The 22,235-nt window shown below is 35.1% G+C and carries 20 protein-coding genes; 4 read left to right on the top strand and 16 right to left on the bottom strand.

The window, feature by feature from the left end; genetic code table 11:
• The first annotated feature begins 642 nt into the window (after nt 1–642).
• Both GA0061080_RS03820 and GA0061080_RS03825 read left to right on the top strand, forming a co-directional pair.
• Complete coding sequence (locus GA0061080_RS03820; protein ID WP_209435722.1) at nt 643–1,506, top strand: RNA ligase family protein; 864 nt, start codon at nt 643–645, stop codon at nt 1,504–1,506.
• Nucleotides 1,503–2,645: an AAA family ATPase gene (locus GA0061080_RS03825; RefSeq protein WP_091121329.1), complete on the top strand. Its 1,143-nt coding sequence runs from the start codon at nt 1,503–1,505 to the stop codon at nt 2,643–2,645. Before GA0061080_RS03820 ends, GA0061080_RS03825 begins: the two co-directional genes overlap by 4 nt.
• Before the next feature lie 139 nt (nt 2,646–2,784).
• Here the strand turns inward: GA0061080_RS03825 and citG are convergent, their stop codons facing one another.
• The 14 genes from citG to GA0061080_RS03895 form a co-directional block, all read right to left on the bottom strand.
• On the bottom strand, nt 2,785–3,678 hold the full coding sequence (citG, locus tag GA0061080_RS03830; RefSeq protein WP_091121333.1) for a triphosphoribosyl-dephospho-CoA synthase CitG: 894 nt from the start codon (nt 3,676–3,678) through the stop codon (nt 2,785–2,787).
• Nucleotides 3,679–3,777: 99 nt separating this feature from the next.
• Nucleotides 3,778–6,786, bottom strand: a complete 3,009-nt coding sequence (locus GA0061080_RS13280; RefSeq protein WP_091121336.1) for a DNA translocase FtsK 4TM domain-containing protein — start codon at nt 6,784–6,786, stop codon at nt 3,778–3,780.
• A 120-nt stretch (nt 6,787–6,906) separates the two neighbouring features.
• Nucleotides 6,907–7,428, bottom strand: coding sequence for a gamma carbonic anhydrase family protein (locus GA0061080_RS03840; protein ID WP_091121340.1), 522 nt, complete (start codon nt 7,426–7,428; stop codon nt 6,907–6,909).
• An 84-nt stretch (nt 7,429–7,512) separates the two neighbouring features.
• Entirely contained in the window at nt 7,513–8,202 is a 690-nt protein-coding gene (rsuA, locus tag GA0061080_RS03845) for a 16S rRNA pseudouridine(516) synthase RsuA (protein WP_091121345.1), read from the bottom strand.
• 21 nt (nt 8,203–8,223) lie between these two features.
• On the bottom strand, nt 8,224–8,955 hold the full coding sequence (locus GA0061080_RS03850; protein WP_091121349.1) for a class I SAM-dependent methyltransferase: 732 nt from the start codon (nt 8,953–8,955) through the stop codon (nt 8,224–8,226).
• Nucleotides 8,942–10,969 (bottom strand): oligopeptidase A, encoded by a 2,028-nt coding sequence (prlC, locus tag GA0061080_RS03855; protein WP_091121355.1) that lies wholly within the window; start codon nt 10,967–10,969, stop codon nt 8,942–8,944. Before prlC ends, GA0061080_RS03850 begins: the two co-directional genes overlap by 14 nt.
• A gap of 96 nt (nt 10,970–11,065) precedes the next feature.
• On the bottom strand, nt 11,066–11,323 hold the full coding sequence (locus GA0061080_RS03860) for a BolA family protein (protein WP_065560910.1): 258 nt from the start codon (nt 11,321–11,323) through the stop codon (nt 11,066–11,068).
• A 93-nt stretch (nt 11,324–11,416) separates the two neighbouring features.
• Nucleotides 11,417–11,689, bottom strand: coding sequence for an STAS domain-containing protein (locus tag GA0061080_RS03865; RefSeq protein ID WP_091121359.1), 273 nt, complete (start codon nt 11,687–11,689; stop codon nt 11,417–11,419).
• A gap of 6 nt (nt 11,690–11,695) precedes the next feature.
• Nucleotides 11,696–12,340: a phospholipid-binding protein MlaC gene (gene mlaC, locus GA0061080_RS03870; protein WP_091121363.1), complete on the bottom strand. Its 645-nt coding sequence runs from the start codon at nt 12,338–12,340 to the stop codon at nt 11,696–11,698.
• A 9-nt stretch (nt 12,341–12,349) separates the two neighbouring features.
• Entirely contained in the window at nt 12,350–12,946 is a 597-nt protein-coding gene (gene mlaD / locus GA0061080_RS03875; RefSeq protein ID WP_091121367.1) for an outer membrane lipid asymmetry maintenance protein MlaD, read from the bottom strand.
• An 11-nt stretch (nt 12,947–12,957) separates the two neighbouring features.
• Complete coding sequence (gene mlaE / locus GA0061080_RS03880; protein WP_245174433.1) at nt 12,958–13,737, bottom strand: lipid asymmetry maintenance ABC transporter permease subunit MlaE; 780 nt, start codon at nt 13,735–13,737, stop codon at nt 12,958–12,960.
• On the bottom strand, nt 13,737–14,552 hold the full coding sequence (gene mlaF / locus GA0061080_RS03885) for a phospholipid ABC transporter ATP-binding protein MlaF (RefSeq protein WP_245174434.1): 816 nt from the start codon (nt 14,550–14,552) through the stop codon (nt 13,737–13,739). Before mlaF ends, mlaE begins: the two co-directional genes overlap by 1 nt.
• Before the next feature lie 286 nt (nt 14,553–14,838).
• Entirely contained in the window at nt 14,839–15,438 is a 600-nt protein-coding gene (locus tag GA0061080_RS03890; RefSeq protein WP_439330217.1) for a methionine ABC transporter permease, read from the bottom strand.
• 85 nt (nt 15,439–15,523) lie between these two features.
• Entirely contained in the window at nt 15,524–16,582 is a 1,059-nt protein-coding gene (locus tag GA0061080_RS03895; protein WP_091121378.1) for a methionine ABC transporter ATP-binding protein, read from the bottom strand.
• Between the two features lie 269 nt (nt 16,583–16,851).
• On the opposite strand from GA0061080_RS03895, the gene GA0061080_RS03900 reads away from it, so the two are divergent.
• On the top strand, nt 16,852–17,700 hold the full coding sequence (locus GA0061080_RS03900) for a MetQ/NlpA family ABC transporter substrate-binding protein (RefSeq protein WP_091121381.1): 849 nt from the start codon (nt 16,852–16,854) through the stop codon (nt 17,698–17,700).
• 54 nt (nt 17,701–17,754) lie between these two features.
• Here the strand turns inward: GA0061080_RS03900 and GA0061080_RS03905 are convergent, their stop codons facing one another.
• Nucleotides 17,755–18,084: a rhodanese-like domain-containing protein gene (locus GA0061080_RS03905; RefSeq protein ID WP_091121385.1), complete on the bottom strand. Its 330-nt coding sequence runs from the start codon at nt 18,082–18,084 to the stop codon at nt 17,755–17,757.
• A gap of 123 nt (nt 18,085–18,207) precedes the next feature.
• On the bottom strand, nt 18,208–20,841 hold the full coding sequence (gene pepN, locus GA0061080_RS03910; RefSeq protein WP_091121388.1) for an aminopeptidase N: 2,634 nt from the start codon (nt 20,839–20,841) through the stop codon (nt 18,208–18,210).
• A 158-nt stretch (nt 20,842–20,999) separates the two neighbouring features.
• On the opposite strand from pepN, the gene pncB reads away from it, so the two are divergent.
• Nucleotides 21,000–22,193: a nicotinate phosphoribosyltransferase gene (pncB, locus tag GA0061080_RS03915; RefSeq protein WP_091121392.1), complete on the top strand. Its 1,194-nt coding sequence runs from the start codon at nt 21,000–21,002 to the stop codon at nt 22,191–22,193.
• Nucleotides 22,194–22,235: the final 42 nt, after the last annotated feature.

Below are 22,235 nucleotides of genomic sequence, written 5' to 3' on the forward strand. Positions count from 1 at the left end.
ATAACATCATAAGGATTTTCCGCAATTGGTCTATCAATTGATATGACAAAATCAATATACTGTTTATCTTACAACGAAGTGGTATTAGGATTGGGATAGTAAATGCGATAACTTTGGTATTTATAGCAATCTAACATATTGTTATCTTGTTGCTGTTTAACCAGTTTATTGACCGTTTTATATTATAATAAAGGTGAACTATAATGTTAATAATGACTAATTGTGTCATGGAAAATTGTACAATTTTTACCTTCATAAGTTACTCCCAAGAATTCAGCTTTATTGAATATTATTATCTTTTCATTAAGTAGAAAATCATTTGAATCAATGGAATTCAAATCGTAATAGAGATTAGTGCAAAAGTAATATTTACCATCGATTATTGGTTTAATTTCTTAATTAATTATTACAATTAAACTTGACAAATAATTAACAGCCGTTAATAATGGCGCCGTTTTTTAACCTTAAACTTTAATTTTAATGAGGTGGCAAAATGCCTTTAGTTAACACTTTATCTTAATGCCGACATGGTACCTTCTATCATATTGTCTTTTGCTTAGTATTATCTAAGCCCCTTCGTCACAATTCAATCTATAGATTTTTGCCTTGTCGGTTTTCCCTTATTTTTTTGGAGAAAACATCATGACAATGGAATCTTATATTCAAAATTTAGAATTAATTAAATATCCACGAACACCGCACCTAGAAAGCTCACGCCTACAGTTTGGTGATAGTGAACATGGGCAACGTCCTTATAGCCTACTTGCAGGTAAATATATTGTTGTTGAAGAAAAGCTGGATGGCGCAAATTGTGCAATTAGTTTTTCTGCTTATGGTGAATTATTATTACAATCACGAGGGCACTATTTATTGGGTGGTGCAAGAAAACGACAATTCAACCTACTAAAACACTGGGCAGTGGTACATGAACGTTGGTTACTTGAGCGTTTAGAAGATCGTTATATTTTGTATGGCGAATGGTTACATAAAAAGCACGCTATCTTTTATGATGCTTTACCGCACTATTTTTGTGAATTTGATATTTGGGATAGGCAACAAAACTGTTTTTTATCGACTTTAAAGCGACATAAGTTATTGGCTGGTGGTCCTATTTTATCGGTACCTGTGCTATTTGCAGGGATTGCACCTTCTAAATTGAGCGATTTATTGGCATTAGTCAAGCCATCTTTAGCTAAAACAGCCAATTGGCGTACTTGCTTTGAACAAATGGTGATGCGTGAAAAGCTTGACTTAAGCAAAGCTTGGCAACAATGCGATAACTCTGACTTGATGGAAGGGTTATATCTTAAAATCGAATCGGAAGAACAAACCATTGATCGATTAAAATGGGTTAGGCAGGATTTTGTTCAGGCGATTTTAGATGCAGGGCAACACCATAGTGAACAGCCTTTTATTCCAAACCAATTGGCTCAACATGTTGAGTTATATACACCTCAATTAACAGTGAATTGGAATAATGGATGCCTAAACGGAGGTAAATTATGAATTACCAAGCACTAAAACAACAAATAGCAAGTACGTTGGCAACAGATGATTTTAGCCCATGGTTAACCTGTATTCCTGAATTGAATAGTTTGATAATAACGCCACAAGATCCCTCGCATCATGGAGAGGGGAACGTTTGGGTTCATACGCAAATGGTTGTGCGTGCATTATTAACGCAAGAAGAGTTTACCAACGCAACAGAAGATGAGCAGTTTGTATTATTTATGACTGCTTTATTACATGATATCGCTAAGCCAGAAACCACCGTCATAGATGAGTTGACAGGTAAAATTACACAACCAAGGCATTCCAAAAAAGGCGAGATCCGTAGTCGTATATTATTATGGCGAATGGGGGTGCCATTTGATTTGCGGGAACAAATCTGCCGAATCATTAGTGTACATCAAGTGCCTTTTTTTGCTTTAAGTGATAGCGTAAGAAATAAATCACCCGAATATTTAATTCACCGTTTATCGTGGCAATTGCCTATTTGGATGTTGTGTTTACAAGCTAAAGCAGATATGGAAGGTCGTATTTGTGCTGATAAAAAAAGATCGCTTGATGAAGTTGAATTATTTAAACAGTTGGCCTTTGAAGAAGGATGTTTATATCACCCTCGCCAATTTGTTGATGATTATACTCGCATTCAATATTTTCGAGGCAGTAATGTATTACCTGATTATGCATTATATCCTCAAGAAGGATCTATGGTGATTATGCTAGCTGGTTTACCTGCATCGGGTAAAAATAGTTGGGTGAGTAAACATTATCCAACATGGGATGTTGCTTCTTATGATGATGCTAGATCTGAGCTAAAACTAAAGCACGGTGAAAACGAAGGGCTGGTTATTCAGTTTGTGTTAGCAAAGGTTAAACAGTGGTTAAGAACAAAACAACCTTTTATTTGGAATGCGACCCACTTATCGCAAGAGATGCGTCAAAAAGCACTCGATTTGCTTTATGCTTATCATGCGAATGTGGAAATTGTCTATCTTGAACAACCAGAAAAAGAGTTATATCGCCGTAATTCAGCACGAGATACTACGCTGCCAAATAAAGCAATTCAGCGGTTATTAAATAAATGGGAAGTTCCTCTACCGACTGAAGCACATAAGGTGAGCTATTTTATTAATCAATAATTATTACTCATCTTTGGTTATATTAATTGGGGCCGATATTAAAGCCCCAAAATTAATTGGAGAATAGTGTTAAATATTAAATTCTGTTATTTTTAATTACTTTTTATATCAATAAATCTTATCTTTTTATTGCCTTGTTTTATCCATTATATTGAGACAAAAACCAAGTAATTGCAATTAAATCCGCCGATCCGCCAGGGCTTAAATTGCGTTTTATTAATTCACTATCAAGTTGATATAAATTTTCTCGTACTTTTGGATTGATTATGCCACCTTGTTTGATGAGATTTTTCGCTTGTTCTTGTACAAAGGCCAAGCCATCAAGTCCACCTCGAGAAACTACATTAGTGTCTTGATTAAAAGCAAGTAAATGTAACATCGCTTGTAATAAGCAAGTTTCTTCATCATAGCTGTTCTTTTGCATTTGTTGAAAGATAGGCAGTGAGATATTTCTAACTGTTGCATAACCTGATTCTGCTTCTCCTCTTGCTCCTGTAAGGTTATGGCGTTTAAATAACTTTTCACCTACAGAGTTTGTTAGATTATTTTGTTTTAGCTCGCTTTGAACAATGCCTTGGCAAATGGATGAAACTTCGTTACAAATGCTTTGTATATTGATTGGTAAGTTTAATTGCTCTAACTTGCCAATAGCACCGAGTAGCAAACCAAAGGCAAATATCCCGCCTTTATGAGTATTAACTTGATTGGTGGCTTTAAACATCGCTTGTTCGCACTCAATACCAATAGGTCTAATACCAGCTAAAAATAGGTTGTTATCGTGCAAAGCTGATGTTTTACCATATTGGTAAAAACGTTCAAACCAGACACAAATAGCACTAATACTTTGAATAAAGGTCTGGAAATCCATATCACGATGTGCACCACTATTATTCATATCAACTAATCCGGGTTTTGGTGATAAGCAAATTTCTTTGATTAATGCTTTGGTTGCTAATTGCGCAGGTAAACATCGGTTAGAGTCATTATTGAGTTGTAATTCTAATAATGCTACTTGCTGAGAATAATCACTCATTATTATTGGTTACCTATAGGGATTTAATTTAATTAGTTTGCATGATGCTATGATGTAAACACCAAGCCACTCGCTTAAATGGATTGGCGTGTGATAAAACTAATAATCGTTATGTGTTGATACAGCTAGTACTTCCCGATTTCCATTATGGCTTGGGGCGCTAATAATGCCTTCTACTTCCATTTGTTCGACAATTCGAGCTGCTCGGTTGTAGCCAATTCTAAATTTTCGTTGTACGCTAGAGATAGAAGCTCTTCGTGTTTCTATGACAAAAGCAACAACTTGATCAAATAATGGATCGAGTTCTTCATCTGACGAGTTTGAATTGCCATTTTCGCTATCATCGGCCGCAACAGTGACATTTTCAACGTATTTTGGTGTGCCACGAGCTTTCCAATCTTGCACAACGGCGTGCACTTCTTCATCACGCACAAATGCACCGTGAACACGAATTGGAATGGAGCTATTAGGGGCTAAATAAAGCATATCCCCCATACCAAGTAATGATTCTGCTCCCATTTGATCTAAAATAGTGCGAGAATCAATTTTGCTTGATACTGTAAAAGCGATACGAGTTGGTATATTCGCTTTGATTAAGCCCGTAATGACATCCACCGATGGACGTTGTGTGGCTAAGACTAGATGAATACCTGCTGCTCGCGCTTTTTGAGCAAGCCGTGCAATTAGTTCTTCGATTTTTTTACCGACAGCCATAATCAAATCAGCAAACTCATCGACCATGACCACAATATAGGGTAATTTTTCGAGTGTCGGCATATTAAGATCCATACTATCAGTTGGTTTCCAAAGTGGATCGGGAATTGGTCTGCTCATTTGTTCTGCTAATTTTATTTTTTCGTTATAACCAGCAATATTACGCACACCTAATGCTGACATTAGACGATAGCGTCGTTCCATTTCGTTAACACACCAATTTAATGCATTAGCGGCATCTTTCATATCAGTAACCACTTGTGTTAATAAATGTGGTATTCCTTCATAAATAGATAACTCTAGCATTTTTGGGTCAATCATAATAAACCTGACATCTTCAGGTTGTGATTTATATAAAATACTTAAAATCATCGCATTAACACCAACTGATTTACCCGAGCCAGTAGTGCCAGCAACAAGTAAATGAGGCATTTTAGCAAGATCAGCAACCACTGATTGCCCAGCGATATCTTTCCCTAATACGACAGTTAACGGCGATTGAGCATCTTTAAATTGAGGGCTATCTAAAACTTCTCTAAAATAAACTGTTTGACGATTTTTATTGGGTAATTCAATACCTACATAAGGTTTTCCCGGAATAACTTCAACTACACGAACCGATGGCATTGATAATGATCGCGCTAAGTCACGATCTAGCGTTGAAATTCGTGCTGCTTTGATACCCGGTGCAAGTTCAATTTCAAATCGAGTAATCACTGGTCCTAGTAAATAATCGACCACTTTAGCCTTAACTCGATAATCCGACAAACTTTTTTCAATCATTTCCGACATTGCGTTTAAGGCACCATGATCGACTTCGATTCGAGCTGTTGGTGGTGCAGTTAATAAGTTCAGTGACGGTAGTGGCGTAGTCGGTTTAGGTAACGGTTTATCATTACGTCTTAATAACGGATGAATTAAGCTATCTTCGTCATTTTCATTGAAATGATTATGCTGAATATCTTCAACACGATCTTCTTCAGGATAGATATCGTCAATAATTGGATTTGCTTTTTTTAGTGCTTCAGTGTCAACATATTCTAGTTGCTCTACGTCTGCTTTCACTTCTTTTATTTCAGTTTCAGTCTTTGTATCTGTTATGTTTTGTGTATCTTCTATAGATGCAGTGTCTTTTGTACTTGTAATAACCTGTGGTTCTTGAATAAATGGTTGTTTGGTTTCAGTTGTTTCTATAGCTGAAAGGTTGATGGATGATTCAAACGGTGTTTGTTCATTAGTAAAATTAATTTTGGGTTCGTTGTGTACTGGTGTAAACAGTGGTTTACTTGGTGCATCTGAAATTGTGTATTTTTCTGGTTCATCGAATGGTAATTTTTCTTCTGATTTTTGTGTTTGTATTACCTGTTTTATTTGTTCTATTGATGAAGACAAGGTTTGCTCTTGATCTGGAGTAGCTTTGTTTCCATTCATGTTTTGAATAATTGATTCAAGGCGAGATAAAATCTCGTTAGGATCGAGCTCTTTATTTTGTGGATTATCACTTGTTAGAGGCGCTGTTGTTGACTGCGGTACTTGAGTATCTTTGTGGGATGATTTGATTAATTCATCGGTTGTTTTTATTGAGATTGTTTTATCTTCAGCTGGTACGATAGTATTTGCAGTCTGATTTTGAGCTGTTTCAGCACTAGAGATAGCATTTGATGTTGGAATGATATTGGTATTATCATCTGATTTTTTATCTAGTTTTGTATCAAAAGGTATTGTAAATTGAGGATCTTTTGTTTCCTCATTAGTCTGCGCTATTGGTTTTTCATTTAGAGGATCTGGCTGTTCAAATTTATCGGTTGTGCGAGGCTTAATTAACCATCTAATCGGTAGTAGTAAAATCATGACAAAAGCACCTAATTTTTCAATTAGATTCAACCATGATAATCCAGTTAATAATGTGACACAGGCCAAGCAAGTTCCAAGAAGAATTAAGGATAAAGTAATACTATCTATAATTGGTAAAAGGCTTTCGATGACTATCGCACCTAAATAACCGCCCGCTTCAAATTGTTCAGAATCAGCAATATTTAAAGCAAAAAATCCTGTAGCACTAAATATAAATGCTAAAACACCAATAATCCGAAATGAAAGACTAAAGTAGTTTATAGGATCATTAGCATGTTTATAAAAATAAACGATTGACTGTAAACAAATAAAAATAGCGATAAAAGGTAGGCTATAAGCAATAAAGCCTAAAAATTGAAAAAGAACGTCACAGATGTATGCACCAATATAACCGCCAAAATTACTAATAGGGTAGTGCCAAGCCGTACGAGACCAACCAGGATCAGATGGATCGTAACTGAATTGTGATAAAAATAAACAAACAGATAAACCTATTATTGTTAGTAGAATCAATTGAGTGATGATCTGTTTTTTTGTCATTTTGGGCTTTTTCAAACAAGTACCTAAAAACTATTGCTATTAAAATAGCTAGCATTTTATCATAAATTGTGCTTGCTCACAGAGCCAATACCGTCTAAAACGCAATTTATTGTTGGGTTATTATGCAACAGGAAGTAGGGTAGTTTTAAATCTTATACCATTTTGTACATACCGCTGTGCATTAGTGATATTTGCTGTAATTTCAGCCTTAGTTAATTTGCGAATAACTTTTGCGGGCGATCCCATAATTAAACAACCTTCTTCATAAGGTATAGTGTGTGTTACTAGCGAGTTGGCACCAACAAGGCAATTTTTTGCAATTTTGGCATTGTTTAATACAGTACTACCCATACCAATTAATACATTATCTTCAATGGTGCAACTATGTAGGATGACATTATGCCCAATAGTGACATTCTCGCCAACAATACAAGGGATATCTGTTTCAATATGGATGGTAGTATTATCTTGCACATTGCTATTTTTACCAATATGTATGGGAGCAATATCACCGCGTAAAACAGCGTTGAACCAAATAGAAACACCTTTGGCTAAGGTGACATCGCCAATAATATCGGCCGATTTTGCAATAAAACAGTTTGTGTCGATTTTGGGGTGTAAATTGTCTAGTTGATAAATCATGCTTGACCTCTTTCAGATTTTTTATGCTTAAAATAATGCTAATGTAATAAGATTACATAAAGTCATAGCTAGTCATTATTAATATTAGTTAAATGAATCAATTTCATTTTGTGTAAGTGGTCGATATTCACCTTCAGGTATATCAACAATTACCTTGCCTATTTGTTTACGATGCAATTCAATAACATGATTATTGACTGCTGCAAACATGCGTTTAACTTGATGATATCGTCCTTCACTAATAGTTAATTCAGCGTGAAAGTCATCAATAATATTTAATTTTGCTGGTTTGGTAAGTGATTTCTCATTTTTTAATTGGATACCATTTTTAAATATATCAATCAGTTCAATACATAATGGCTGTTCAACCGTTACTAGATAGACTTTTTCGCAATGGTGTTTGGGTGATGTAATACGGTGTGACCACTTACCATCATCAGTAAGCAGAACAAGTCCTGTAGTATCAAGATCAAGCCTACCTGCTGCATGCAATTTTTCAGGCATAGGTTCATCAATAAAATAAAGTATAGTAGGGTGGTCAGGATCGTCAGTCGAGCAGACATAGCCTTGCGGTTTGTTGAGCATGAAATAGCGTTGAGCTGTAATTTGCTCAATTTGGTAACCATCATATTGAACAATCTGCTCTGGCGATAATTGATAAGCACCTGATTTTATAATTTCACCATCGACAGTCACTTTTTTAGCTTTGAGTTCTTTGGTTACAATAGTGCGGCTAGCGCCTAAGTGATGAGCGAGAAATTTATCTAATCGCATAATTTAAACAATATCCTTGTATTACTCTAAAGGTGTATATATATCAAAACGGTGATTTTTAGTTTTAACTTCGGCCGTTGGTTTTTGATTAGCTAAAAACGGTGCATAATCGGGTCTTTTTACTACAACTCGTTTTTTTGCTAATTTTCTTGCTGGTTCTAATAGGCTATCTGCATCATTATCACTGCCCACTAATTGTTGAAAAATGCGCATCTCTTTTTTGACAAGTGCACTTTTTTGTCGATGTGGAAACATTGGATCGAGATAAATAACATCAGGTTTTTCAGGGTAAGTACTCAATCCCTCAATGCTTGAATGATAAATTAAACGCAAATGTTGCTCAAGCCAACTACCGATTTGGGGATCTTGGTAGGCACGCTGCAAGCCATCTTCTAGCAATGCAGCAACAACAGGATGTCTTTCAAACATAGTGACATGGCAACCGATTGATGCTAAAACAAATGCATCTCGACCAAGCCCTGCCGTGGTATCAAGAACTGTAGGTAAATACTCACCTTTGATACCTACCGCTTTAGCAATCGCTTCGCCACGTCCACCACCAAATTGGCGACGATGAGCCATTGTTCCAGAAACAAAATTTACGCATATTGCCCCTAGTTTTGGTTCGTCAGTTTTTTGTAACTGAAGTTGATTGTTTTGGGTAACAAGAGTGAATGGAAGAGCAACATGTGTGGATAACCACTGCTCAGCTAACAATTTTAGCTGAGCTAAGTTAGGACTAGTGGATACCATAATGACGGAGTAATGCTTCAAGTTGAGGTTCGCGACCTCGGAAGTTTTTGAATAGTGTCATTGGTTCATCGCTACCGCCTTGCGATAAGATGTTATCAAGAAATGCATTGCCTGTTTTAGCGTTGAAAATTCCTTCTTCTTCAAAACGTGAAAATGCATCAGCAGATAATACTTCAGCCCATAAATAGCTGTAATAACCTGCAGCATAACCACCAGCAAAGATATGACTAAAAGCATGCGGGAATCGACCCCATTCAACAGTAGGCACAACAGCGACTTGCTTTCTTACTTCGGCTAATGTGTTTAAAATATCTGGATCTTTTTGTGTATGTAATTTAAAGTCAAAAAGACCAAATTCCAATTGGCGTAAAATAAATAGTGCTGCTTGATAGTTTTTAGCATCTAGCATTTTTTCTAACATATTAGTTGGTAGCGGTTCACCAGTTTGATAATGCCCAGATATAAATGCAAGCGCTTCAGGCTGCCAGCACCAGTTTTCTAAAAATTGACTGGGTAATTCAACAGCATCCCATGGCACCCCATTAATACCAGAAACTGATGAAGTATCAATTTCGGTTAACATGTGGTGTAAACCATGACCAAATTCATGAAAAAGGGTTGTGACTTCGTCGTGTGTAAATAGTGCTGGTTTATCACCAACAGGGCGATTGAAGTTACAAGTTAAATAGGCAACAGGTTTTTGTACATGACCATCAGCAAAACGCATACGACCAATACAATCATCCATCCAAGCACCGCCACGCTTATGTTCACGTGCATATAAATCAAGATAGAAACTACCTTTTAACTCACCGTTTGCGGAAAAGAGATCATAGAATTTAACTTCAGGATCCCAAACTTCAACGCCTTGTCGCTCTTTGGCTGTAATACCAAAAATGCGATGCACTACTTCAAATAAACCATTAATAACTCGTTGTTGAGGGAAATAAGGACGCAATTCTTCATCGTTGATAGCGTACAAATGCTGTTTCTGCTTTTCACTATAATAAGCTATATCCCATGGTTTGATATCACTTGCGCCAAAAAACTCATAGGCATAACGTTTAAGATCTGCTAACTCTTTTTCACCTTGTGGTTTAGCTTTAGTGGCTAAATTGTTCAAAAACTCAATTACTTGAGTGGTTGAGCTTGCCATTTTTGTTGCTAGTGATTTATTAGCATAATTATCGAAGCCTAGTAGTAGTGCAAGCTCATTACGAAGCGTTAAGATTTGTTTGATAATTTCAGTGTTATCCCACTTACCTGCGTTTGGTCCTTGATCTGACGCGCGAGTATTATAGGCTTGGTAAAGTTCAAATCGTAAATCACGATTATCACAGTAGCTCATCACAGGAAGATAACTTGGTATATCTAAAGTTAATAACCAACCCTCTTTATCTTTTAATTTAGCCTGCTCTTTTGCGGCAGAAAGCGCACTTTCAGGTATGCCAGATAGTTCTTTGATATCGGTAATTAATTTTGACCATCCCATGGTGGCATCTAGCACATTGTTACTATATTTTGAGGATAATTCTGATAATTTTGTAACAATTTCACCGTAACGTTTCTGTTTGTCATCAGGTAAGCCAATTCCAGATAATTCAAAATCACGTAATGCATTATCAACCACTTTTTTCTGTGCTTTGGTTAAAGTAGCATATTGTTCGCTCTCTTTGAGTTGCTTATAAGCTTGATATAAAGGTCTATGTTGCCCAACCCATGTGCTGTACTCAGATAGTAATGGCAGACAAGCTTCATAAGCCTCACGTAATTCAGGGCTATTTTTAACTGAATTAAGGTGGCTAATAGGTGACCAAGCGCGACTAAACTTTTCGTCTGCTTCATCAATTGGTTGAATTAAGTTATCCCAAGTATATTCGCTGTTTTGCTTTAATACTGCTTCAATGGTATTTCTGCAGTTTTTTAAAGTTTCTTGTATAGCAGGCAAAACATGTTCGGGTTTAATTTGTGAAAAAAGGGGTAATGGTGCATCTGTTAATAATGGATTAGTCATGTAGCGATACCTTTATACAAATGGTGTTGTCTATTGATACAACATAATATGGTGGCGAAAACAATTAATTCAAGGGATTATCATGCTAAGAAATGGTTATAATCCCATAAGTTTGCGTTCTCGTTGCCATTCAGTGGGGGTATAAGTCTTTATAGAAAGCGCATGAATACGGTTATCATTAATAAATTCAGCTAAAGGGGCATAGATTGCTTGTTGTTTTTTCACTCGATTTAAATCGGCAAATAATTCTCCTACAGCAATAACTTGGAAATGGCTTCCATCATCGGTTAGGACATGTACATCATCAAGTTCAAGCGAATTTTTTAATTTGTTTATAATTTCTTGTTTATCCATTATTCATACTCATCATTAATGTAAATTATGGGGGGTATTTTTTGTTAAAAAGTTTCAGGTAACTATGTGTTTAAGTATAAAAATTAAAATTTTTTAAATATCAATTACAGGTTGTAGATCATACAATGTAATTAATGTTTGTAGCTGAGGATTAATACCTTTGAGCTTTACATGATATTTATTGCAAAAATAAATTAAAGTTGCGAGCCCTGAAGAATCAACTCGAGTAAGTTGCGCAACATCAATGCATTTTACACCATTTAAAATAGTATTTTGTGTTGACCACAAATCGTTTAAAGAGTGAACATCAAGTTCACCCTGTAAACACAATATATCTTGTTGCTGTTCTGTTTTGATTCGCGACATTATCGACTAACCTTTTTGTTTAGCATTTGGATCAATATTGCGATTTGAAAGATCAGTTAATTGCTTAGTTAATGCATCAATACCGTTTTGACGTAAAATAGTTGACCATTCATTTTGTTTTGTGGTGATCATGCTTACACCTTCAGCAACTAAATCATAAGCTTTCCATTCGCCAGTGACAGAGTTTTTACGCCATTGAAAATCAATACGTAATGGTTGTTGATTTTTATCCGGTTGATTTAATAAAACACGAATGGAAATAAGTGTTTTGCCAGTTAAATCTTTTGGCGATTCAACTTGATAGGTTTGACCATTATACATAGATAATGCTTGAGCAAAAGCTTGTACCAGATAGTTTTCAAAAGCCGCGAAATAAGCTGTGCGTTGTGCCTCTGTTGCACTTTTATAATAATTACCTAAAATCAATGCGCCAGCATATTTGACTTGTACATAAGGTAATAGATCCGATTTTACAATCTCTTTGAGTTTGTTAGGGTTTGATTTTAAAGCTGCAGATTGTGCATTCATGGTGCTAAAAATCTTATCAGCAGCAACTTGCATTTCTTTATAGGGATCGTTTTCAGCAAAAGCTGTAGAACTAAACAATAAAGCTAATACTAAAAAAATGGTTGTTTTAAATTTGTTTAACATGTTAACTCCTTAGTTTTCAATTGTATCTTCTTTTTTATCTTTGTTGGCTTTGTCTTTATCTGATGAGCCTCCTATACTGTAAAGGAATTTACCAATGAGATCTTCTAAAACTAGAGCAGGTGTAGTGTTTTGCACAACAAAACCTTCGAGTAAATATGGCGGAGTTTTATTTTTTTCTGCTTTAGCTTTAGCTAAAACAGCTGGATCAACGCCTGATGCGTCAATACTAAATTCTGTTTCTCTATCAACGCCTATATTGATATCAATAAACTGTTCTCCAAGTATTCCAGATGTCTTAATTGAAAGTGAACTTGAACTTGGAATTTTATTATATTGTGCATCAATATCCATGGCTACATAAGGTTTGTATTGATTGCCATTTGACGAATTTAGCGAAATATTACTGACGCGACCAATGACTACCCCACCAATTTTGATAGGAGAACGTGCTTTTAATCCCCCAATATTATCAAATACAGCATAAACTCGATAGGAATTATGGCTAGCAAATGATGTTGGATCGGTTACTTTAAAACATAAAAATAGCACTGAACAAATGACCAGTACCATAAATAATCCTACTGTAATTTCGATTTTACGACTCATGTTTAATGACCTCAATGACTAAACATTAATGCGGTTAAAATAAAATCTAACCCCAAAATAACTAATGATGAATAAACAACAGTACTTGTTGTTGCTCGACTAATTCCTTCTGATGTTGGTACACAATCATAACCATTGAAAAGTGCAATCCAAGTGCTGGCAATGGCAAATGCAAAGCTTTTTACAAAACAGTTACCTAAATCATGCCACCAATCAACATTACTTTGAATAGATGACCAAAAAAAGCCTGCATCAATACCTTTCCAATCAACACCTACAAGCGCACCACCTAAAATACCAACGGTAACAAAAATTGCAGTTAAAAATGGCATACTGAAAAAACCAGCCCAAAAACGAGGTGCAATAATACGTCGTAATGGATCAATTGCCATCATTTCTAAACTTGATAATTGTTCAGTGGCTTTCATTAAACCGATTTCAGCCGTTAATGCAGAGCCAGCACGACCTGCAAACAGCAAACCTGCAACAACAGGACCTAACTCTCGGAGTAAGGCAAGGGCTACCATCATTCCAAGGCTGGCTTCAGCACCAAAAGTGGTCAGAATAAAATAACCTTGCAAGGCCAAAACCATGCCAATAAAAAGACCAGAAACAATAATAATAGTGAGTGATTGTACTCCAACAAAATAAAATTGCTTAATGAGTAATGGAAATTGTTTATTAAATTGTGGCTTACCAATTAATGCCCTAAAGAGCATCACACCAGAACGACCAATCATCGCAATGATATCAATAAACCATTGTCCTAATTTTGCCAGTAAATTTAACATTATTTTGTACCTCTGCTTAGGTCTAATTTGTAATCTTCAGCAGGATAATGAAAAGGTACTGGACCATCAGCCAATCCGTCAAGGAATTGCTTTACTCGTAAATCATCATTATCACGCAATTGCTGTGGTGTACCGCCTGCAATAATATGCTGTTCAGCTACAATATAAGCATGATCTGCAATACTGAGTACTTCGCTCACATCATGGCTCACAACAATGCAGGTTAATCCTAATGATTGGTTTATTTCAGATATCAGTTTAACAATAACACCCATAGATATAGGATCTTGCCCAGCAAAAGGTTCATCAAACATAATTAAATCAGGATCAAGCGCAATGGCTCTAGCTAAAGCGGCTCGCCTGGCCATACCACCTGATAGTTCGGCTGGCATCATTTGAGCTGCACCACGTAAACCAACAGCTTGTAATTTCATTAAGACTAAATTATGCAATATAGGTTCAGGTAATTTGAAGTGCTCACGTAGCGGGTAAGCAACATTGTCAAATACAGTTAGATCAGTAAATAAAGCCCCCGATTGGAATAACATACTTATGCGTTTGCGTACTTCATAAAGTCGGGAGCGAGACATGCTTGGAATGTCTTCACCATCGAATAAAATTTTTCCTGACTGCGGTTTTAATTGACCACCAATGAGCCTTAGTAGTGTGGTTTTACCAATTCCTGAAGGTCCCATGATTGCTGTCACTTTTCCTTTAGGGACATTCAAACTCATATTTTTATAAATAGGCCTTGTTCCACGATAAAAAGACATATCGTGAATTTCAACCAAATTTTGTTGTAATGCGTTTGTCACATTGATTTCCTAGATTACTAGAATGGTAAAATTTTGTTTATTTTACTTGATATTTGTAAATAAAGAAATCAATTAAACGTATTGCCTATTTGTGTATAACTGGTAAATAAACAGTTTTTATACTCGATAGTTGATTTTTATAGGCAAATAGAGGTTTTACGTAAAATATCTTATTAGAGAGATAAAAGATAATTAAGGTTATTTTTCTAAATAACAAATGGGGAAAGTTATATTTTAGCTCCCCCATTTTTTACTCATCATGCATAACTAAAAGTGATTATGTGTTTTATTCATGCCGTGCTTTACGGGCTAAGTAATTACCGGTGCTTTGAATAAATTGTATAGCGATAACTAAGATCAAAACGCAGATATAAGTAACAGTATTATCAAAACGTTGATAACCGTATGACACAGCTAAATCACCAATACCTCCAGCACCAATAGCACCAGCCATCGCTGTAGCACCAATTAAACCTATAGTAGCAGTTGTAAGCGTTAAAATTAAAGAGCTAAATGCCTCTGGTAACATAAAATACCAAATAATTTGTATTGGTGTCGCTCCCATTGATTGAGCCGCTTCAATAATACCACTATTCACGTCAAGTAATGAATTTTCAACTAATCTAGCAATGTAAGGAGCAACATAAAATGTTAACGGAACAATTGCTGCTATAGTGCCAATAGAGCTATTTACAATGACCTTTGTCAAAGGTTGGATAGCAACTAATAAAATAATAAAAGGCAATGAGCGAACTATATTAATAATCGGGTTGATAATACGAAACACTCGACGATTTTCTAATAGTCCATAAGGTCTTGTTGTAACTAAGCAAATACCAAGTGGAATTCCGATTAATGAACCTAAAATTAAGGAGAAAACTACCATAATTAGGGTGTCATAGGATGCTTGAACAAATTGTTCAGTGGTTACTGATGTTGCAAAGCAAGAAGCCAAATAGTCAATTATAGTATTAAATATTTCCATTTTTACTCATCTCCCAATGTTTAATTTCAGTGACTTGAACACCGCGCTCACGTAAGTAATGTACTGATTGTTTGATATTACTATCGTTACCTTTTAGTTGAACAAACATACTACCTAAAACCGTTTTTTCGATTTCTGACATATGGGCAAACAAAATATTGACGATAACTTTTTGTTGCAGTATAAGGGAATTCATCACGGGTTCTGACGCAGATCGCCCTAAGAATTCGAGCTTAAATAATTTAATATTGTCTTTTTTACCTTCTATTTCTAACAGATTTTCTACAACACCATTTGGAATTTGATTGTTGATCACTGAGCTAACAAAATTTTGAGTAGTTTGGTGTTTTGGTTGTCCAAATACCTCAAGTACATTACCTTGTTCAATGATTTTGCCTTTTTCCATTACTGCAACTTTATGGCAAATTTGTTCAATTACATGCATTTCGTGAGTGATTAACACGACTGTTATTTTATATTTTTCATTAATTTTTTTGATTAAATCTAAAATAGCTTGAGTGGTTTGTGGATCAAGTGCTGAAGTTGCTTCATCACATAGTAAAATATCAGGATCGTTGGCTAATGCTCGGGCGATACCAATGCGCTGTTTTTGTCCACCAGAAAGCTCTTTGGGATAGCTGTTAGCTTTATCACTTAATCCAACAAATTCCAAAAGTTCATAGACTTTTTGTTTAATTGAATGTTTATCTTTTTTGATTAAAATTAAAGGAATAGCAATATTTTCAAATACGGTTTTTGATTCAAGCAAATTAAAATGCTGAAAGATCATACCGATTTTTTGGCGGGTTTGACGTAATTCAGTACTAGATAATTGATTTAATACTTTATTTTGAATAATGACATTGCCTTGTGTTGGCTTTTCAAGAAAGTTAATTAAGCGCACTAAGGTACTTTTACCTGCACCGCTGTAACCAATAATGCCATAAATATCACCTTTACTGATGGTTAAATTAATATCGTTTAAAGCTTGTGTAGTGACGCCATTTCTTTCATATTGTTTTGAGACATGTTCAAATTTAATCATTGTTCATCACCTATTTATTTTGTTCTAGTTGAATAAGTGCTTGCTTAGGCAATTTGGCTGAATCATTTATTGCAGGTGTTTTTATAGCATATTCAACGATTGACAATAATTGATATATCTAACGGTATCACAGGTTAAATTGTTGCTCTAATAATCGTTTTTTATATCTTATTCCATATAGTTATAAGATAGAATTACTTGGAATAAATAAATGCTTTTTTCTGTGCTAGAGTGTATTTAATGCTTATAGCTTATAGAGGATAGCTAAAATGAAAAATGCGTTTATCAAACAAAAAATATTTAAATACATATCAGTCGTTTTAGTTGCTAGTTCAGTGTTTTTGACCTCTGGTTGTGATAATTCGTCTAAACAAGTCGATAATCAGACAAAAAAAGAAATTAGCATGGGCGTATCACCAGGTCCATATAACGATCTTTTTAATGATGCTGTTAAACCCATACTTGAATCAGAGGGTTATAAGGTTAAATTAGTGAATTTTCCGCATTTACTTGAATCAGATGTAGCTTTAAGTGAAGGTAGTATTGATTTAACCGTCGCACAGCACACAGCTTATATGAATGTATTTAATGCCCAGCGTAAAGCAAATTTAAAACCGGTTGTGCATGTACCATCGGTACCTGCGGCAATATTTTCAAATAAGTTCACCTCACTAACGCAAGTTTTTTCAGGAGCAAAAGTTGCTATTCCACAAGATGCTTCTAATGCTGCTCGTTCATATAATCTACTAGAAAAAGCTGGTTGGATAAAATTAAAAAATAATACCAACCCAATTATTGTTAGTAAAAATGATATTGCTCAAAATATTGCAGGTATTGAAATTATTGAAATGGATTCGGCCAATATTCCTAGAGTGCTTAATGAATTAGATTTTGCGGTAATTCCAGGTAGCATTGTTTATTCTGCTAATATTGACTCGAACAAAGCATTACTTTCTGAAACCATCATTCCTGACTTGGAAATTATGGTTGTAGTGAATGAAGGAAACGAAAATAGTCGATGGGCTCAAGATGTGAAGCGTATTTATCAATCTCAACAATTTAAAGATTATATGAAAACGCATAACCAAAATGGTTATTGGGTGATGCCTCAAGAATAAGCATAGCAAGGTAAAGTAAAGTAATAAAGAAAAGCCCGTTTGATAACGGGCATTTTAGTACCTTGTCATCTGTTTATCAATTGTTAGCGCCCAAGCATCAATCCCTCCTGTAAGATTATAGAGAAAGTTAGGATCAAACCCGTTTTCTGCTAAATAATGAGCAACAGTTAGGCTACGTCTGCCGTGATGACAATAAATAACAATATCGATTTCATCTGGAATTTTATCTAGATATAAAGGGAGCATATTCATTGGAATATGAGTTGCGTTACCAATACTGCAAATGGCTATTTCATTGGGTTCTCGTACATCGAGCAGAAATAGATTATCTTGCTGATTTAATTTTTGTGCAAGTTCTGTGGGAGTGATTTCTTTTATTGTCATTATTTAAAACTTATTAAAGTAATTGTAAAAAAGTTTCAGGAAACTATACGTTTTAGTATAAAACTTCAATTTTAAATTTATTAATAGCATCCTGCAAGGATATTGCAGGATGCTAGTTCTTACTTAGGCTTCTAGTGCCTTGTTAATTTTTTCAAATAAATCTTTAGATAAATTTTCAATTTTTAGCAATGCTTCAAGTGCTTTTTGCATCTGCTGTTGACGCTTTTTGTCATAACGTTTTAATCGAATTAGAGGATCGATAAGCCTTGCTGCAACTTGCGGATTTTTTTGGTTTAACTCAGTGAGAATCTCAACTAAGAATTGATAACCACTGCCATCTTCAGCGTGAAATGCCACAGGGTTATTATTTACAAATGCTCCAATTAATGCACGAATCCGATTTGGGTTGCTGAGTGTAAATGAACGGTGAGTTAATAATTTTTTCACGGTAGCAAGAACATTCTTTTCTGGGCTTGTTGCGTTTAGTGCTAACCATTTGTCCATAACAAGTCCATCTTGATGCCATTTGTCATCAAAGTTAGCCAATAACTCAGTTCGACAATCAAGTTCAGCTTTTACGGCTACACTCAAGGCGGCTAAACAATCAGTCATATTATTTGCTTGATAATATTGTTGGTTAACCAATGTATTGGCGTGCGAATTATCATCGGCATGAGCTAATAAAGTTAAACAACAGTTTTTAAGTGACCGCTTAGCAATGTCATTATGTTTAATTTGATATTGTGATGTTTTATTGTGGTGATAAATGGCTAATAATTCATCATAAAGTTCGTTTGCAAAATGAGTTAACAAAAATAGACGCACTTGATGAATTGCGATTGGATCAACCACAGTAAATAAATTCGCCAACTCGTTTTCAGATGGCAAGGTTAAGATTTGTGCAATAAGGAAAGGGTCAGTTTTTTCTGATAACAATACGGCTCTAAATGCATCTAATACTGAATCAGGCAACATTAAATTTTGATTTTCTTGATAATTTTTTACATTCAAGCGAACATATTTTGCTAATAACATTTGAGCTGCATCGTAACGGCTAAATGCGTTAGTAGCGTGTTGCATTAAGAAAATAAGATCATTATCTTGATAATCATAAGTTAACTTAACAGGTGCTGAAAAATCACGTAATACTGAGATAATCGGTTTTTGAGTTACGTTATCAAAGATAAATTGTTGTTTTTTTTGTGTTAAATTTAAAACATGGTGAACAGATTTGCCTTGGTATTGCAGTGGAATTATTTCACCATTATGTTGATATAACTCGATATCAAGTGGAATATGCAAAGCTTGTTTTTGCGCTTGATCTTGAGTAGCTGGCGTATATTGTTCTACTGTTAAAGTATATTGTCGATTTTTCTCATCATAATTATCGGTAACGGTTAATTCAGGTGTTCCTGATTGGCTATACCATAATTTAAATTGAGTTAAATCGATACCTGAGGCATCTTGCATGGCTGCAACAAAATCATCACAAGTTGCGGCACTACCATCATGGCGTTTAAAATAAAGTTTCATCCCTGCTTGGAATTTATCTTCTCCTAATAAAGTATGCATCATTCGAATAACTTCAGCGCCTTTTTCGTACACGGTGACTGTGTAAAAGTTATTCATTTCTATTACTTGTTCAGGCCGAATAGGGTGAGACATTGGGCTAGCATCTTCGGCAAATTGAACGGTGCGCAAAAGTTTGACATCTTCAATGCGTTTTACTGCACGAGATCCCATATCAGCGCTAAATTCCTGATCTCGAAATACAGTTAATCCTTCTTTTAAACTAAGTTGGAACCAGTCGCGACAGGTTACCCGATTACCAGTCCAGTTGTGAAAATATTCATGACCAATTACACCTTCAATACCTAGATAGTCATCATCTGTTGCTGTTTGTGGTTTGGCAAGCACATATTTTGAATTAAAGATATTTAATCCTTTGTTTTCCATTGCTCCCATATTAAAAAAATCAACTGCAACGATCATGAATATATCTAAATCATATTCAAGTCCAAAGCGTGTTTCGTCCCAACGCATGGCATTTTTTAAGCTTGTCATTGCCCACTGCGAGCGATCTAAATTACCTTTATCAACGTAAATTTCTAAATCAACTTTCCGTTTTGATTGCGTGATAAACTGATCTTTTAAAATATCAAAATCACCAGCAACTAATGCAAATAAGTAAGCCGGTTTTGGAAAAGGATCTTGCCATTGTACCCAATGACGTCCATCAGATAGATCGCCTTGCGCTATGCGATTACCGTTCGAAAGTAGATAAGGATAATGTTGTTTATTGGCAGTAATACGTGTTGAAAAGCGAGCAAGAACGTCAGGTCTGTCAAGATAATAGGTAATATGGCGGAATCCTTCTGCTTCACATTGAGTACAGAGTGCTTCGCCTGATACATATAATCCTTCAAGTGCTGTATTATCAATTGGTTTGATTTCGTTAACAATCGTTAATGTAAATTCTGCTGGTACACGCTGAATGATTAAACCGGTGTTTGTGAGTTGATAATCATGCCATGGTTGTTCGTCAATATTAACAGAAATCAATTTAAGGTCTTCACCATCTAAAATTAAATTGTCCGCTTGATTATTTTTTTTAACAACACGGCTGCGAGCTGTGACGGTTGTTATTTCGGGTGCTAAATCAAAATCAAGATCAATGTCGGTAATGGTAAAATCGGGTGATTTATAATCAAGACGATTTTTGGCAATAGGCTGCGATTCAGGTGTTTTTATATTCATGTTGTTATGACCTTTTGGTTTGAAATCAATTTATATTTTATACTGATCGATATTATAGTCGATTAAAAACAATCTTATTACATAATTAATCTATATCTTCATTATTATTCTGCTATAATCTTTGAAATTTTTATTTAAAGCAATAGCACTAAATTTACATGTTACCAGCAATAATTACATCAATATTAGATACTGATGCTTATAAGTTGCATATGCAGCAAGCTGTATTTCATTACTACCCTGAGGTAACTGTCGTTGCGCAGTTTCGTTGTCGTAGTGATGATTTATTGGGACAATATGTTGATGAAATAATACATCAAGTGAAATTAATGGAATCATTAGCGCTGTCTGATGATGAATTTAACTATTTATCAAATATTTCCTTTTTTAAATCTGACTATTTAAATTGGCTTAAAAAATGGCGTTTCAATAGTGATTTGCTCACTATAAAAAATGAAGATGGAGTGCTTTCTATTACAATTGAAGGTAAATGGCTAGATGTTATTCTATGGGAAGTGCCATTACTTGCCGTTATCAGTGAAATTGTTCATAAAGATCGTTCGCCTAATATTGGTGTCCCTGAAGCACTAGCTCGGCTAAAAGATAAATTGGCGTTGTTTAATGAAAAAACAGCTAATATGGATATGTCGGGCTTTAATTTAATGGATTTTGGTACGCGTAGGCGTTATTCGTTTGTGGTGCAAGAGGCAGTTGTCAGTTATTTGAAAAACCATTTCACTAATTTTCATAGTACGAGTAATTATTTACTGGCTTATCGTTTAGGGCTGACTCCTGTTGGAACGCAAGCACACGAGTGGTTTCAAGCTCATCAACGTTTAAGTGCTAATCTTCAAGATTGCCAAAGAAATGCTCTTCAGGTTTGGTTAGATGAATATCCTCATGACTTAGGAATAGCATTAACAGATTGTATTACAATGGATGCATTTTTACGCGATTTTGATTTGCATTTTGCTTCTCATTATCAAGGGCTCCGCCACGATTCTGGTGATTCAATTCAATGGGGTGAAAAAGCGATTGCTCATTATCAGCAATTGGGCATAGATCCACAAACTAAACTTTTGGTTTTTTCTGATAGCTTAAATTTTGATAAAGCGATTAAAATCTATCAACATTTTAATCATCGCGTAAAATTATCTTTTGGCGTTGGCGGTTTTTTAGCTTGTGATATTCCATCTAAAGATGCCAATACCAAAGCATTAAACATTGTGCTTAAATTAACGGAATGTAATAATCAATCCGTAGCTAAACTATCAGATAGTCCAGGTAAAACAATATCTCAGGATTTAGATTTTATTGATGAATTAAAACGAACTTTTAGTGTTAAACAATGATAATAATTCATATTTAACTTATTATTAATACTAGAAAATAAA

The organism is Gilliamella intestini, from assembly GCF_900094935.1.
Lineage (GTDB): Bacteria > Pseudomonadota > Gammaproteobacteria > Enterobacterales > Orbaceae > Gilliamella > Gilliamella intestini.

What these genes read in the sequence shown, in the direction of transcription:
- GA0061080_RS03820 (WP_209435722.1), top strand. Translation starts at nt 643, where the DNA reads ATGACAATGGAATCTTATATTCAAAATTTAGAATTAATTAAATATCCA.
- GA0061080_RS03825 (WP_091121329.1), top strand. Translation starts at nt 1,503, where the DNA reads ATGAATTACCAAGCACTAAAACAACAAATAGCAAGTACGTTGGCAACA.
- citG (WP_091121333.1), bottom strand. Translation starts at nt 3,678, where the DNA reads ATGAGTGATTATTCTCAGCAAGTAGCATTATTAGAATTACAACTCAAT.
- GA0061080_RS13280 (WP_091121336.1), bottom strand. Translation starts at nt 6,786, where the DNA reads ATGACAAAAAAACAGATCATCACTCAATTGATTCTACTAACAATAATA.
- GA0061080_RS03840 (WP_091121340.1), bottom strand. Translation starts at nt 7,428, where the DNA reads ATGATTTATCAACTAGACAATTTACACCCCAAAATCGACACAAACTGT.
- rsuA (WP_091121345.1), bottom strand. Translation starts at nt 8,202, where the DNA reads ATGCGATTAGATAAATTTCTCGCTCATCACTTAGGCGCTAGCCGCACT.
- GA0061080_RS03850 (WP_091121349.1), bottom strand. Translation starts at nt 8,955, where the DNA reads ATGGTATCCACTAGTCCTAACTTAGCTCAGCTAAAATTGTTAGCTGAG.
- prlC (WP_091121355.1), bottom strand. Translation starts at nt 10,969, where the DNA reads ATGACTAATCCATTATTAACAGATGCACCATTACCCCTTTTTTCACAA.
- GA0061080_RS03860 (WP_065560910.1), bottom strand. Translation starts at nt 11,323, where the DNA reads ATGGATAAACAAGAAATTATAAACAAATTAAAAAATTCGCTTGAACTT.
- GA0061080_RS03865 (WP_091121359.1), bottom strand. Translation starts at nt 11,689, where the DNA reads ATGTCGCGAATCAAAACAGAACAGCAACAAGATATATTGTGTTTACAG.
- mlaC (WP_091121363.1), bottom strand. Translation starts at nt 12,340, where the DNA reads ATGTTAAACAAATTTAAAACAACCATTTTTTTAGTATTAGCTTTATTG.
- mlaD (WP_091121367.1), bottom strand. Translation starts at nt 12,946, where the DNA reads ATGAGTCGTAAAATCGAAATTACAGTAGGATTATTTATGGTACTGGTC.
- mlaE (WP_245174433.1), bottom strand. Translation starts at nt 13,737, where the DNA reads ATGTTAAATTTACTGGCAAAATTAGGACAATGGTTTATTGATATCATT.
- GA0061080_RS03890 (WP_439330217.1), bottom strand. Translation starts at nt 15,438, where the DNA reads ATGGTAGTTTTCTCCTTAATTTTAGGTTCATTAATCGGAATTCCACTT.
- GA0061080_RS03895 (WP_091121378.1), bottom strand. Translation starts at nt 16,582, where the DNA reads ATGATTAAATTTGAACATGTCTCAAAACAATATGAAAGAAATGGCGTC.
- GA0061080_RS03900 (WP_091121381.1), top strand. Translation starts at nt 16,852, where the DNA reads ATGAAAAATGCGTTTATCAAACAAAAAATATTTAAATACATATCAGTC.
- GA0061080_RS03905 (WP_091121385.1), bottom strand. Translation starts at nt 18,084, where the DNA reads ATGACAATAAAAGAAATCACTCCCACAGAACTTGCACAAAAATTAAAT.
- pepN (WP_091121388.1), bottom strand. Translation starts at nt 20,841, where the DNA reads ATGAATATAAAAACACCTGAATCGCAGCCTATTGCCAAAAATCGTCTT.
- pncB (WP_091121392.1), top strand. Translation starts at nt 21,000, where the DNA reads ATGTTACCAGCAATAATTACATCAATATTAGATACTGATGCTTATAAG.